14 protein-coding genes are annotated in these 14730 nt (G+C 35.1%); 3 read left to right on the forward strand and 11 right to left on the reverse strand.

All coding sequences use genetic code 11. The features are described from left to right. Window positions 1-72: 72 nt before the first annotated feature. The 4 genes from MJG50_RS16105 to MJG50_RS16120 form a co-directional block, all read right to left on the reverse strand. On the reverse strand, window positions 73-477 hold the full coding sequence (locus MJG50_RS16105) for a hypothetical protein (protein WP_240256777.1): 405 nt from the start codon (window positions 475-477) through the stop codon (window positions 73-75). Further along, a complete protein-coding gene (locus tag MJG50_RS16110; protein ID WP_240256778.1) occupies window positions 477-965 on the reverse strand; it encodes a DinB family protein in 489 nt (162 codons plus the stop codon). The genes MJG50_RS16105 and MJG50_RS16110 overlap by 1 nt, the downstream gene beginning before the upstream one ends. 259 nt (window positions 966-1224) lie before the next feature. Then, a complete protein-coding gene (locus MJG50_RS16115; RefSeq protein WP_240256779.1) occupies window positions 1225-2811 on the reverse strand; it encodes a DUF4179 domain-containing protein in 1587 nt (528 codons plus the stop codon). Beyond that, window positions 2801-3400 (reverse strand): RNA polymerase sigma factor, encoded by a 600-nt coding sequence (locus tag MJG50_RS16120; RefSeq protein WP_240256780.1) that lies wholly within the window; start codon window positions 3398-3400, stop codon window positions 2801-2803. The genes MJG50_RS16115 and MJG50_RS16120 overlap by 11 nt, the downstream gene beginning before the upstream one ends. 271 nt (window positions 3401-3671) lie before the next feature. On the opposite strand from MJG50_RS16120, the gene MJG50_RS16125 reads away from it, so the two are divergent. Next, window positions 3672-4811, forward strand: a complete 1140-nt coding sequence (locus MJG50_RS16125; RefSeq protein WP_240256781.1) for an IS110 family RNA-guided transposase — start codon at window positions 3672-3674, stop codon at window positions 4809-4811. A gap of 352 nt (window positions 4812-5163) precedes the next feature. Here the strand turns inward: MJG50_RS16125 and MJG50_RS16130 are convergent, their stop codons facing one another. The 4 genes from MJG50_RS16130 to MJG50_RS16145 form a co-directional block, all read right to left on the reverse strand. Then, the gene (locus tag MJG50_RS16130) at window positions 5164-5991 is read right to left on the reverse strand and encodes a VanW family protein (RefSeq protein ID WP_240256782.1); all 828 of its coding nucleotides are present in this window, start codon (window positions 5989-5991) and stop codon (window positions 5164-5166) included. Window positions 5992-6699: 708 nt separating this feature from the next. After that, window positions 6700-7173 (reverse strand): SRPBCC family protein, encoded by a 474-nt coding sequence (locus MJG50_RS16135; RefSeq protein ID WP_240256783.1) that lies wholly within the window; start codon window positions 7171-7173, stop codon window positions 6700-6702. A gap of 35 nt (window positions 7174-7208) precedes the next feature. Then, window positions 7209-7811, reverse strand: a complete 603-nt coding sequence (locus MJG50_RS16140; protein WP_240256784.1) for a hypothetical protein — start codon at window positions 7809-7811, stop codon at window positions 7209-7211. Window positions 7812-8092: 281 nt separating this feature from the next. Then, window positions 8093-8632 (reverse strand): GNAT family N-acetyltransferase, encoded by a 540-nt coding sequence (locus tag MJG50_RS16145; protein ID WP_240256785.1) that lies wholly within the window; start codon window positions 8630-8632, stop codon window positions 8093-8095. A gap of 178 nt (window positions 8633-8810) precedes the next feature. Between MJG50_RS16145 and MJG50_RS16150 the strand changes: the two genes are divergently transcribed. After that, complete coding sequence (locus MJG50_RS16150; protein ID WP_240256786.1) at window positions 8811-9038, forward strand: hypothetical protein; 228 nt, start codon at window positions 8811-8813, stop codon at window positions 9036-9038. Between the two features lie 77 nt (window positions 9039-9115). Here the strand turns inward: MJG50_RS16150 and MJG50_RS16155 are convergent, their stop codons facing one another. The 3 genes from MJG50_RS16155 to MJG50_RS16165 all read right to left on the reverse strand — a co-directional run bounded on the left by MJG50_RS16155 (window position 9116) and on the right by MJG50_RS16165 (window position 13695). Beyond that, complete coding sequence (locus MJG50_RS16155) at window positions 9116-12019, reverse strand: S41 family peptidase (protein ID WP_240256787.1); 2904 nt, start codon at window positions 12017-12019, stop codon at window positions 9116-9118. A 33-nt stretch (window positions 12020-12052) separates the two neighbouring features. Beyond that, entirely contained in the window at window positions 12053-13051 is a 999-nt protein-coding gene (locus tag MJG50_RS16160; RefSeq protein ID WP_240256788.1) for an ABC transporter permease subunit, read from the reverse strand. A 131-nt stretch (window positions 13052-13182) separates the two neighbouring features. Next, the gene (locus MJG50_RS16165; protein ID WP_240256789.1) at window positions 13183-13695 is read right to left on the reverse strand and encodes a P-loop NTPase family protein; all 513 of its coding nucleotides are present in this window, start codon (window positions 13693-13695) and stop codon (window positions 13183-13185) included. Window positions 13696-14062: 367 nt separating this feature from the next. On the opposite strand from MJG50_RS16165, the gene MJG50_RS16170 reads away from it, so the two are divergent. Continuing rightward, window positions 14063-14659: a lysophospholipid acyltransferase family protein gene (locus tag MJG50_RS16170; protein WP_240256790.1), complete on the forward strand. Its 597-nt coding sequence runs from the start codon at window positions 14063-14065 to the stop codon at window positions 14657-14659. Window positions 14660-14730: the final 71 nt, after the last annotated feature.

Genomic DNA, 14730 nt, shown 5'->3' on the forward strand with positions numbered 1-14730 from the left:
AAGCACCCTATAGAAAGCACTTTTTTAAAGTGTCTACTCTATAGGGTACATTTTAATGAAGCCATTCCCTTTTTAATTTGATTGCAGAAAAACTTCCTTTAGTAGCTGTGCATTCGCCTTGTCTAGCTTTCCCATTGAGTTCTCTTCGTGATTGATAATCATCGCTGAACCATCTCGATTGAACCAAATGAGGTATTCTACTAATCTTTCTGGCATATTTTTATCATATTGAAAAAATAACGTAGCTTTCACATCTTCACTTCTTGCCATTTTAACCTTCACATTTAGTTCCCACTCAATCTTTTCAAAGACCGTTATTAATAAATCAATTGTATCCACGTCATAAATCATAATAACATCGCCATCTTCTTGCTGGTAATCGACTCTAGTCAGTTGATCCAATGAAATATTATTGGGGCCATCACAGCTAACTAAAATTATTAAAATTAATCCAACTATTAAAAGAAGTTTATTCATCACATTTTGGATAAAAATTCTTCCATTTGCTTCTTATGATGGTTATCATGCCAAATGAAATCACAAATATAATTGTATAGTGTAAAAGGATAACCAGTATAATTGTCGACTGCATCCCCATTTATTTTAAAAGAAACCGTGAATTCTTCGTCTGTCTTTCCTCGTAAGTACGAGACTAACTTTTTTCTGCTTTCAATTAACTCTTCTAATAGGAATTCAAACGAAACCCCTGATAGCGCATATTCAGCCGCCTTGTCATTCAATTCTTGAAACTCAATAGTGGAAAGATCTGCATCTTGTTTCATATTCGGAATCATTTCTTTTAAAATATAGCGATCCCAAAACATAATATGAGAAAGTATTTCAGCAATAGACCACTTACCTTCTGCAATTGGCTTAAACATTAGCTGATGATTATGCGCTTTTAAACCTTCCACCCATGTTGTGAATTGTTCTAAATCACTTATGATTTCTACATTCGTTTTCATAAAATATCACCCTTTTTGATTAATACTTGTTTAATTCGATTAATCATAGGTGATTTCCTTTTATAAGGATGGAAATTAGTGATTTTTATTGTAGCTCACCCTGCCAGAGAGGACGAGCAAATGAAATACGGTCGTTATTTTGAAAATACGGTCATTATAAATATTTTACGGTCATTATTTTGAAAATACGGCTGTTATTTCAAAAATACGGTCATTAGCAAAAAAGGGGCAGAACTCAATTAAAGTTCTCCCCCACAATTTAATCCAGATTAATTTTAATCACCTCATCGGTGAAGATCGTCGTCGTATACCCTTCAATCACTAACTTAGTTGGTATTACCTTATCACCATTCATAGGTCCGGCCTCACCAAGACTAATATGATGCTCCGTAGAGAAGAATCGCGGTTGATCTAGTTCATTCAATCGGAACATATAGTCTTCCACTTTATATTTCTCACCGGCTTTATCGATAAAATAACCATTTACATTACTTGAGGAACCATTCCCATTATCGGTATCGAATTGCAAATGCAACATTTCATATTTTCGATTTTGCGGTAATTCTTCAGTCATTTCGATTATGGTTGGATTCCCAATATCAATTTTATTAATCGAAATTTGATTATCCATAAATTCAAAGATTTGTGGCAGCTCTTTATTGATATCAATCGGAATTTCCTTGTTTACTTCTACAGAATAAGATAAAGTACCAACGTGAATCTTTACTTGCTTAGGCTTTTCAAAATAAAGAGACTCAAAGGTTGCATCTGCGGTTATCCATCCTGATGATTGACCGCCACTAGATGTACCAACCAATCCGAAAATATCAGCATTTACTTCACTTTTCTTCGTTTCTAATTGGGCAATTTGAATATGCTCAAGCTTCTTATTCAGAGCTGCATCTTGGAATCGATATGACAAAATCGTAGCTGTCGGTGCAATTGTCAGCTTGTCAAAAACAACTGGATTTCCTTCAATTTCAGTCTCTACATTAAGTTTATGAATAATTGCCTCATGCTTTTTAACTGGAATTTCAAAGCTCCAGTCTCCTTCAATAAACTCTGTCTCATTTTCGGGAGGATTCAGTTTTTGTTTAGAATCTGATGGTGCATTCGCTACTTTTTCTAGTTTACTAATCTGTAGTTCAATTTTCCCCTCACTGACAGACATTGCTGAAATCCCAAGTCTACCTTTATATACATTTTCACTTTCAGAATATAGATTAAGTTGATTATTCACTGGAGAGAATGATGGATCCTCCTCACTTCCCTTAAATTGCTTCATATTTGCTATATTGATTCCTTGGATAAGATTCACCATATATTTATTTTCGTGTAACATATCCTCAACCTCATAATAAATCAACGTTTGAATATCATCAGCAACGATGCTATTAATCGTTACCTTCACCCCATTACTTTCCGCAACCAGGTTCAGTTGATCTCCCAATCCATGTTCAATAAATTCTTCCATCTTTTCATTTTGCTTATTGCTCAAATCCTTCCACCAGTCAAAAAAGGTTGCAAATCCATTCGTCGCCACTGCTGTCCCAACAAATATCGTTAAAAATAAGGTTGCAATTAACCCCATAACAGCACTATGTTTGTAAGTCCTATTTCTAGTCTTTTGTGTGGTGACTACTTTTTTTCGAACATTTTTCATAAAATCATTTGGAATTTCAACTGATTCTTTTTCATTATCCAGAATGGCTATCATCTCCTGGAGCTCAACTAATTCCCTCTTGCAGCTGTCACATTCTAGTAAGTGTGCTTCAACCTCTCTAATCTCCTCATCATTAAGACTACCTTCGATAAAATCAATTAATCTCTCTTCACTACATTTCATAGATTTCACCGCCTTCGATTACTTTTCTTAGTAAAAGGAGCCCCCGATACAATCGTGATTTTACGGTCCCAATTGGAAGTTTCAAAATGTCCGAGATCTCATCCTGTGAGAATCCTTTAATGTATTTTAGAATAATCACTTCTTTATATTTTTCATCAAGCTGGTCCAATCCATCAAATACTTCGAGTTTTGTTTCAAACTGACTCATATCCTCACTAACTGCTGAACTCTCTACTTCCTTTTGCTTATTTTTTCGATACAAATCACGACATTCATTAATAAAAATCGAGGTCACCCATGTTTCGAAATATTTCTCTTCTTTTAACTGATGAATTTTATCATGTACTTTTATAATCGTATTATGGAACACATCCTCAACATCATGATGATTTTTGAGATATGCCCAACCAATTTTATAAAACTTTGATTTTCTTGAATCAAACCAATCTATTACAGCATGTAAATCTTGTTTTTTGATTTTCTTTAAAATAATCGAATCCGATATCGCTGTGATCACAGTTGGCTTTTCTCCTTTCCAAGGCGCCTCTTTACTAATTAGAGGAATAAGTATGCCAAAAAGTTCCGTCATTTATTTATTCTCATAAAAAACATTCATGATCTTTCGCTCTCAACCCAGGAATGAAAATAAGTTCCCCACCCCATAATGTAGATACCGCAAACAATGAGTATATAACGTGGGCTTTAATGGTGGTTTTACCCTGTATAAAAAACTGTTGGAATGAATTTGGTGCACAACCCATTGTTAGCTCTCTCTTTCGAGAGATGACTACGAACAGAAAAATGTTTAATTTCAAATTCATTCCATTGTTTGTGGAATACATTTATTAAGGTGGAATGAGATGGATACTTTGTACAAACGTTGTGCGGGCTTAGATGTGCATTCTGAAACAATTGTGGCCTGCGTATTGTTAGGTAATTCAGAAACAAACTTAGTAAAAGAAACTGAAACTTTTCCTACGTTAACAAAAGACCTATTTCGACTTCTAAAATGGTTAGAGGAAAAAGAAGTAACACACATTGCCATGGAAAGTACCGGGGTTTATTGGAAGCCAGTTTATAATATCTTGGAGGATTTCTTTGATATTACTCTAGCAAATGCCCAAAGAATTAAAAATGTCCCAGGTCGGAAGACAGATGTTTCGGATGCAGAATGGATTGCCAAATTACTTAGACACGGATTAATCGAAAAGAGTTTTGTCCCAGCTGAGGATTTTAGAAATCTGCGTGATCTAACTCGTCTAAGAAGAAAATGGATTGGTCATATGACTTCTGAGAAGAACCGCATTCAAAAAGTACTAGAAACTTCGAATATTAAATTAAGTTCAATTATATCTGATGTATTTGGAGCTTCTGGAAGAAAACTATTAGAACGATTAATGTCTAACGGTTATATTGATCAGGATGAAGTTGAGCAGAGAATACACGGAAAAATGGCACATAAAAAACAACTAATAACTGATTCATTATTTGGCACTATAAATGAGCATCAATTGTTTCTAATCAAACAATCATGGATGCATATAGTGTATCTTGAAGAATTAATTCTAGATATAGAAAAAAGAATAGATGATATTTTAATAAAATATCAGGAACAAGTTCAACTTCTTATTACAATGCCAGGAATTAAGAAATACACAGCAGCCATCATAATAGCGGAAATAGGGGTTGATATGACTCAATTCCCAACATCTAAACACCTTGCATCATGGGCTGGATTATCTCCTGGGAATCATGAAAGTGCTGGAAAAAAGAAAAGTACTCGAACAATAAAAGGAAATCCACACATTAAATCTGCATTGTGCGAAGCTGCTTGGGCTGTATCTAGAAGTCGAAACAAAAGATTAGCTGTCAAATATTGGTCTTTAGCTGCAAGAAGAGGAAAGAAAAAAGCACTCGTTGCCATCGGACACCGAATACTTACAATCGTCTATCACATGCTTTCAAACAAGGAACCCTACCACGAGACACCCGTAAATTAGCAGTATAGACAAACAATAAAAAAGTTATACGAGAAACCTTAAATTAAGGTAGCTCTGCTTTCCTATTGTCAAAATTAAGTTAGTATTAGGATAAACAGTTCGGGTGAAGTTTAAACCCCGAGATTATTTTCACAGAAAAAAGCATGGGACTCCATGCAGGGGTTGTCAAATTATAGTTTTTATTTTTTGATTAAGAATGCAAATAGAAAAGCAATTAATGGCACTAGTACAAGTAATCGATACCAATTTTCTGCACCAAAGAAATAGAGTGTAACTATGATCTTCGAAATGACTATTCCGACATTGAAAGTTGATGTAGAAAGGATATTTTTTTATAAGCAGTTTAGACTGATCACTCGCTTGTTTCAATTGTTGTTTCTAACAGTGGTTCATACATCATAATCGCATGATTTTCTGTTATGAACTCATCATCAATCGGTTCTCCTTTTAGATTAAATACTTTTCGATAAATGCTATTATGTCTAACATAGCCACCCCAATATTCTAAGGTTATACTATGCTCTTTTTCATAGACATCGTATGTTCTTGTTGCCGGTGCTTCAGCTCGCCATTCACCAACTAAATGTGTATCAGTTAAATAGATTACTAGCTGATATGTATGATTTGTTTCATTTTTAATTTGTAGGTCTAGATAATTATAAGCACATGTCGCTCCACTTCCAAATGGCTGACTCCGCCTTGAATCAGGAAATACATCATAGCTATGACGATATCGTTCAGTTACCGTTAGTGGCGAATGAAGGGTAATCCAATATAGTAGATTTGATAGTTGACATAGTCCACCGCCAATGCCTGTTGTAACCTTACCATAATGGAGAATCATTCCTTCAACATACCCTTTTCTCTTTGTCGGATGGCCGATTAATCGCCAATAAGAAAAGGTTTCCCCTGGCTTGATAGTGATTTTATTCAGCTTGTTTGTTGCAATTTTTAAATTCTTGATTTTATTATGCTGCAGCCACATTTCTACATCCTTGAGCTCACGAAGTAAGATCGTTTTATGGGAGGAAATTACATGTGATAATAGTGTATGGCTTTGTTTTATTGCATATTTTTTATTTCCAAAATACCATTCCTTATATCTCTTTAGCCTGTAAAATTTTTTACCTATGTATATTCGTAATGTGCTTCTTTTAATAGGTTCAAGTGAAATTGCCATTCGATTCCCTCCACATACAATTACAAACTACTATTCTTAAAACATTATTCACCATATCAATTGTTAATTCTTTAATTCTAGTAGGCTATTTGTTAAATAAATGGTTTTTATAACTCGAGACTCATTTATCCGTTGGAATGTGGAGCAGAGGTTGTAACGGAATGGGGAATTTTTTCTGGATAGTTACCGTATTTATGTTTTTCGCTCGATGGCTAAATTGACCTCGTATAGTTACCGAGGCACCGGTTTTTTCCACTTGATGGGCTCCATTGACCTCGTATGGTTACCGGCACTACGGTTTTTTCCACTCGACGGGCTCCATTGACTTCGTTTAGTTACCGAGACACCGTTTTTTTCAGCTCAACAGGCTCCATTGGCATCGTTTAGTTACCAGCACTACACTTTTTTCCGCTCTATGGGCTCCATTGACTTCGTTTTGTTACCAAGGAACCGGTTTTTTTCACTCGACGGGCTCCACTGGCATCGTTTTGTTACCAAGGCATCGGTTTTTTCCGCTCTACGGGCACCATTGGCATCGTTTTGTTACCGAGGCACCGGTTATTTCAGCTCAACGGGCTCCATCGGCATCGTTTAGTTACCAGCACTACACTTTTTTCCGCTCTACGGGCTCCATTGACTTCGTTTAGTTACCGGCACACTACATTTTTCCACTTGACGGGCACCATTGGCATCGTATGGGCTTTTCTATTACACCTTCTCAACGGCACTTACATATCTCGGGTACCATTTTTCCCACTCTTCCTTACGAGATTCAATGATCCTACCATCAAGCAGTGCCTGAATTACATCTAGACAAACATGCCATCCAGCTAAATCCCTCGGAGTATGGTCTGTAATCAATTTTATTTTTTCAATAAGAATCAATTTGCAGCTATTTTCCTCCGGATTCAGTTCAAATCGAACGACATCCTCAGCCCACGTATACTCCAATACCGAATGCATTTGAAGCTCAAGTATTTTCATTTCCTCAAAGGATCCATCGCCCATATCAAATTTTATGGTTCCACCTTCACGAAGCTCTTCAACATGAAGCTCTGAAAACCATTTTGAAAGCTTGTCATTGTCAGTGAGCATGGACCAGACATCTTCAACTGAATGCTCAAGATATCGTTCAAATCTGGCAATGTAACCTATATTGTTTTTTTCAATTGTTGCAATCATGTATACTTCCTCCAAACTCTTTTCAAAAAGACCTCTTATAATTGTATTACAATCTCATGACCAGTAGTTACATTCAAAAAAGTGGCACGATGTTCTTTAAAAACTAATTCAAGCCCGGACACTTCTTCTGGTAATGGTGGGGTTACAATATACTTGTAAGACAAATGACCACCTGACCCGCTACCCATTCCCATTCGACAATCATACTGTTCCCCAATATATAATTCAAAAAAGCGATGTCTCATATGCTCTTCACTTGCCTCTTCATTCTCAACAGTCAAATCGATATTGAAATTGACCACACTTGCGTTTTCATATTGACGAATGAAGGTCACCGAATAAAATACCATATCTTCCTCTACTGATTTTAATATTGGGATGAATTTTTGAAAATGTTTTGGTTCAATCATTGGTCTCAAATAATCTTCATTCAATAAATCCACAAAAACTGAATTCAATAAATCCTCATAAAGCCCATACTTTTCTGCCCACTTAGTAATATACTCAGGCTCTGGAAAGCCCGGATTATTATTAGAAAGTTCTTTACGTTGTTTAATCAATGCGCATATTTGCTCATCTATTGAAAAAATACCCTCATCATAATGATCAGTTGGTCGTTCAAAGCGTGCTCTTTTCATTGAAAAGTACCCACCTTTCATTTGAAATTTTAATCTACTTTATTTCCTTCTTCGCTTCTTTATATCCATCATTACCCAACTATTAAAAGAAATAACCGTTACTATAAGGAGAAATACCGGTATGAGATGATACTCTCTTGGGATGAAAATGAACAAAAATATTGATAACACAATTACTGGTAACAGCAGTATAATACATAATTTCACATACTTATTTTTCAAACCTAATTCTAATCCTTCCACTTCTACCACTCCCTATTATTTTTTCAGGTCATTTCAATTTATTGTAATTGGGGTTTATATTCAATTAACCAACAATCTCGATATTCACCTTCATGAAGCTCGTGCTTTGGTAGCAGCTTGACCTTTTTAAACCCACATTTTTCATAGCAACGAATCGCTCTTTCATTCCATACCTGTGGATCCATTACAACTCTATTTGCCAGCTTTTCTTCAATCAAATAAGTCACAACAGCATTGATGAGGTCCTTTCCAATGCCTTTATTCCAGTACTCAACCTCACCTATGAATTGGTCGGTGCCATAGATGATCTCGTTTTCATACCCATATGTTTTTCTAGTCTTTTCATCTAGTTGGTAAAATTGAATATATCCAATTTCCTTTCCTTCATATTCAATGATGCATTTTACCTCGGCATCATCTTCGGCAAAAAATACTTCATTCACCTTTTCTACATCAAATGGGTTATCCCGTCCCTCGTAGTATTGAAGAACTTTTGAGTCTGACAGCCATTTTGCTAATAAAACATTGTCCTTCAATTCCAGTTTTCGCATTTTCAACTTTCCATTTTGAATTAACATACTTTTCCTCCGCTGATAAGCATTCTATTTCTATTACAATTCTCCACACTACCACTTTTTACCTTCCTAATTATGAAAGGTACTTGTTTTTTTGTACATTTGTTAAGATAATGAATAATAAGAATATGGATAATAATTTACGGAATCATTGTATTGAATAACACGAGGAGGATTATATATGTTTACGACAGGAACAATCGCAGTAGTTATGGTTTTTTCAATACCTATTGTGGCAATAGTAACAAGTCATTTTCAGTCACAGTCAAAAATCAAACATAAAATGCTTCAAGAAGAACTTGAACTTGAAAAGCTAAAGCATCAAAATTTTCTGCTGGAAACAGAAAAGATGAAAGTTGAACTTGAAAAAATGAAGCTTGAAGAACCGAAGAATGAGTTTAAGTTTTGAGTTGACTGGATGAAAAAACACATGAGCCAATTGGACCATGTGTTTTTTCATCTATGAAGCTTTTATTGATATTATCTTCAATATAGCTTTAATTGTTCAATTGCTGCTTCAACGAATTCATCTCTACCTTGTTTAATAGCCTCAAGGGTTTGGTTCACATTAATATCGGGAATAACTCCTATATTATGGTGTTGGGTACCATCTACCTTCAATGCCTCCATTCCGGTAAACCACACTCCTAAGTCACCAGGCAATTTTATCAAATTAATACTTCCATTCGTACCTGCTGTAGGTACTCCAACCAGTACCCCGAGATTATTCCCTTCAAAATGACCTGCATATGTTTCACAAGCGCTTATACAGCTGCCATCTATGATCATTGCAAATCTCCCCTTAAAAACCGGTTGCTTCGGAGTAGCCACCCATTGTTGACTTTCAAAGGACTCGGGTACTTGATTTGGATAGATATTTTGTGGAAGATTAAAATGCATATTATAGCTTTCTTGATTAGTCAAATGATATAGGATTACATCGCTCCCAGTTCCGGGGTACCCCCTACTATCAAAAATGATGCCCTCTGCATTTGCTAATTCGTCTAAAAATGGCTCAATTTCCATCCATGGTGTTAGGTTCAAATTCACATAATAGATTCCCTTTTCAAGTTGTCTTACCACCGGCTGTTCTGATCGGTTGAATGGATCCACTTGTACCTCTTGATTATATTCAGCTGTTATTTCCTTTCGTAGGCTATTACGAATTATCGTAAATTCTTCCTTTCCTTCCCCATTTAAATCACGTACAAATCGCTTTAGTGCAGCAAATTTCACATACTGTCTAGTTCCTGACTCCAGTTTAATTAATTCATTTATATAATCTAACGCATTTTCACCATTACGCTTCACAATGACGTCCCCTATTTGAAAAGGTGAATTTTTACTTACTGCTGTAACGATAACCTGATTATCAATTACATCTGCCCAAAAAGGTAAATAGTGTGATTGATAATATTGCTGGTTTGTAATATTAATATGTCCATCAGCTAATGGCTGGAGCATTTTTTCAAGAATCTGCATCGTATCAACTCGTGCAAAACTATTTCGGCGGTTTAATACATCCATAATCGCATTCGTAAGTTGATGCTCCCACTTCACATCAACAACCTCAAAATATGGATAAAAGTAATTAATCACATTCCAAACAATCATAATATTACTGAGAGCAATATCTTCAGCGGTTTCATCTACGTATTTTACGTTAATTGATTTAATCTCTGATACAAAATGTTTAAATTCCTGTTTTGAAGTCTCAGTGCTTCCTAATGTGGTCCATTCATGATTTAGTAAAACAAGAGGCAATTGAATCTTCAATTCATCATTAATTGATTCTTGAATAACGTTTGTTTTTCTGGGAAAATGCTCAAAAAGTTTACCACTTCGATAAGAGAATGCATCATTTTCAATCGAATAATAGACTCGCTTACTGAAATACGTTTTATTCAGATCTACTATCATGCCTCTCTCTTGATGTTCCTTCGGCAACCCCTCTAAAAATGCAAGATTCTCCTTAAGATTAACGCCAAGATGCTGCCATGCTACTAATTCCCTTTCAGAAGGTGGTACTCCTTCAAAATTTGGAATATATGGATCTATCTCTTCGTTAGCAAAATAGATTTTTAAGGTTGGTGCAACGGGAAGAAACACTTTCTCCAAATTCAGTTTCAGTTCTTCTGCATTTTTAGACTTAATGATTTTATTCATAGAATAAAGGGCAAACTGATTCCAATCAACCTTCGTTACCTCCTCACTCGGATGGAAAAATCTCACATAGCCATATAATTTTGCAAAAGCCTTTACATTTAGTAGCTTTCTTTCCTTGCTAACCCATTCTTTTATCTCGGTGTTAATGATTGAATAACTTTGAACAGGCTCTAAGTAAGGGCGGTAAATCGAGTTTCCAATTAAAATACTTAAACAAAGTAAGCCAACGAATACTGGGTTCCTTCCTAATTTGATAAGACCATTTTTAACATAATCCAACCATATGATTTCTAGCTTCAACTGTACTCTTTGCACAGCAATAGGTGTATCCTTAGCATGCTTAGATTGTAATCTACTTCGTAAGCCTTCTCCCAATAGTTGAAAAGTGATCATAAGGATGGCAATTGCAAGTGCAGGAAAAAATGGAATCCAAAATGCATCTACTATATTTGAACGACCACTTGCCAAAAAGGATAACCAATCAATACCAGAACTTGTCCACTCATAATCACCTACATCTTTGATTACGAATTTTTGATTAAGAAAATATTTAAATAATGCGAGCTGACCAATTAATAATGTGACACGACTAGCCTCTAAGAAGAAATTCGCGATCATGCTTGGCATTAAATTAGGAATATAATATCTTATATACATTTGGAATGGATTATTTCCTATTACCACTCCCGCCTGTATGTACTCTTCCTTGGAAAGATGAATGATTTGCTGTTGAAACAATCCAGCTACCCTTCCCACACCAACGATTGCAATCATAATAATCATTAATTCTTTCCGAATTGGCGAGGAATCAATATAAGGAGTTGAGAGAAATAAAACAACTACCAAAATAGAAGGGATACTTGAAAATAGGTAACTTAGTAATTGAATGATCCAATGTGCCAGTCCTTTTTGATTACTTGATAAAAAAGCCATGGGAATCGCCATCAAATATGTGATAATTGTTATAAATAATATCACTTCCAAAGTATCGTCTAACCCTTGTATCAAAACTGAAAATATATCAATCCCATTCTCATCAGTCCCCATTGGCTCAGTATGTGATGGTGGAAATGGGGCTTTTTCTATTTTTCCGTCTGGATAAAAACGTAAACGCTCAGGTATTAACTCTTTATTCACTATTGATAGTGAAGAGCCAAACATCATAATGATAATTAAAAACAATGCTAGTAAGACTCCTACTCGTAAGTGCCAATTTTTACTCACATAATCACCTTTCTACAGCAGTCAACAAAGCTGTTATATTATGTATAAAACTAGTAAAATCATTCCTATTGCAGAACCAATAAAAATACCAATTTGTTTTAGTAATTCAATGATTAATTTGCTAGATGTATGAAATGGTGAAATAACAGTAAGTAAGATTTTACTAATCATGATCCCAGCAAAATATACAGCCATAAAGCATAGGGCAATTTCAATAATCAAACCAGTCTCTTGCATTTTGTCTGCATTTATTCCAGGTATTTGTGTGACATTCACTTTTTTATCAATTGAATAAAACAATCGAAACGCTGCACCTTTATATGAAGTTAGCCATTCTACAATTAATAAATTTGATAATATATAAATCATCATTGATGGGATATGTGAAAAAATTTGCGGTAAACTACTTCGCAATAGATGTTTATGAACAACAACTTTTTCTACAAATCCTTTCGACTTCGCAACTGAAACAAATAATTCATCCCTTTTCTCATTCAACGAAGCAGACGTAATTTTAGCCACATATAAGAAAGGGTATAACGCTACTAAGAGTGATGGCAAAATAAAGCTATACCACTCATCATGGCCAAACCAAGGAATAAAAGGCAAATAAAATAAGATTCCCCATTGTACACAAAGAATAAGGAAAAAATCAGGCAAAGCCGAAAGAAAACCTGTCAAACCTTCACCAACAATTCGCTGATGAAATTTCCTTTTTCGAAAATCATAGATACCTTTGGCCATCCCCACGAATAAGGCTAAAAGAAAGGAAGTGGTTATGATTTTTAAACTTCTAGTAAAACTTTCAATTACTACTGCTTCATAACGACTTCCATCCTTAGTCATACCTAAACTATGATTTTCCCAGAGTAAATTAAATGTAATAGTTAATTCATTTTTATATTCAACCCACGTTTTTGTAGTAAACCTTGATTTTTCAACATCTGGCAAATATGCCTTTATCGCAAAGATAACAAGGATAATAAATATAACTGTCACTAAATCCCTTTTTCTATTAGCAAGATTAAACATAGACTTCACTCCCCTCTGTTAGAAAAAGGTGAAATATTCTGTATATTAAAATGCTACCATGTACACAAGATAAAATCTATATAAGGATAGAAAAAGGAACCTGTCATTTGCCAGGTTCCTCTTCATGTCAATTATTTGTTTAAAAGGGTGTTTTTTAAATAAGCATTGATTTCCTCTTTCCCTTTTAGCACGATTATTGTTTTTTCATGTGATAGTCTATGAAACCGATCTTTCATTTTCTTAACTCTCGGATGATAGGTCGTCCAGATGAATTTGATGAAGGCCCAATCCATTTTTTCTGTACAGCCAACATCTGGTCGTTTTTTCCCAATATGTGTGAGCCAACGCTTGATTACTCGATATAGACATACGTATCTTGGTAGTTCTAAATAAATAATCGTGTCAGCATACTCCGTGCGAATCTCAAAAGTAGTGCTATAATTACCTTCGATGATCCACTGTTCTTTTTTGATGATCTCCTGCTGTGCCTCTGTAAATTCCTCTAACGTTGCTTCAACCCAACCTGACTTCCAAAACAACGTATCCAGATGGCACACTTCTATATCAAGCTTTTCGCTTAGCTTCCGTGCAAAGGTTGATTTTCCGACTCCAGCGGATACACCGATTACCATAATTCGCTTCATTGAACACCTCATTATTTTTAGTTAAATTTTTTCGTTTGAAATCCACCTTCAAAGAGAATGATAACAAATACTGGTAGTCCATATCTTGTTGAGAATTTAGCTATAATAACGCTGTTAAAATGATATAATCAGTATCAAAGTGTTCGAGTTTATAACCTCCTTGATAAAAATTCTTCTAGTTTTATGTAAAAGATTTATGATGGGGAAACTTGGGGACTAATCATTGTGAGAAATCTTGCTTGCAAAAAAATATTATCATAAATTAGCATTATAAAGAGAGATAATGGTCAGTATATTTGCATTTTTTAATCCAAGATACCTTGCTCATGGTATAATTTTCTCATTATAGTATGAAGGAGTAGGAATATTGTATAATTTTAGTGCACATACAGTTAAAGTAATTCTTAATTTATTTGGAAAGATCAAGGTGTATAATAAGGAACACTTTGATATTGACGGACCATTTGTTGTTGCCTGTACACATACTGGCTGGGTTGACATACTTTGGTTAGGGGTCACCATGCTACCAAGACAAATTCATTACATGGCGAAAAAGCAATTATTCACGAATAAATTTATCGGTGGATTTTTAACTAAACTTAACGCATTTCCGGTTGACCGAGATAATCCGGGACCAAGTGTGCTAAAAATCCCGTCAAGACTGCTATCAAAAGGTGAAATTGTTGGAATTTTTCCAAGTGGAACAAGAAAGAATGAACAAACAGCCTTAAAACAAGGTGCTATCACAATTGCCCAACGCGGAAAAGTCCCTGTCGTGCCCGCAGTATATATTGGACCAAATAGTTTTAAAGACTTATTCAAGCGCCAAAAAGCAAAGCTCATATTTGGTGAGCCCTTCTATATTGCTGCAGAAGGTATGGATGCAAAAGAAGCACGAGAACATTTTACCAATGTGTTGGAACAGAAATTTATACAACTTGAAGAAGAGCTAAGACGAAAATAAAGTGAACGGCTGCACATTATGTGCAGCCTTATTTGATATTGATATTCATCTTTTTATTCTCAATATACGCC

This window comes from Fredinandcohnia quinoae (genome assembly GCF_022427965.1).
Classification (GTDB): Bacteria; Bacillota; Bacilli; order Bacillales; family Bacillaceae_L; genus Ferdinandcohnia; species Ferdinandcohnia quinoae.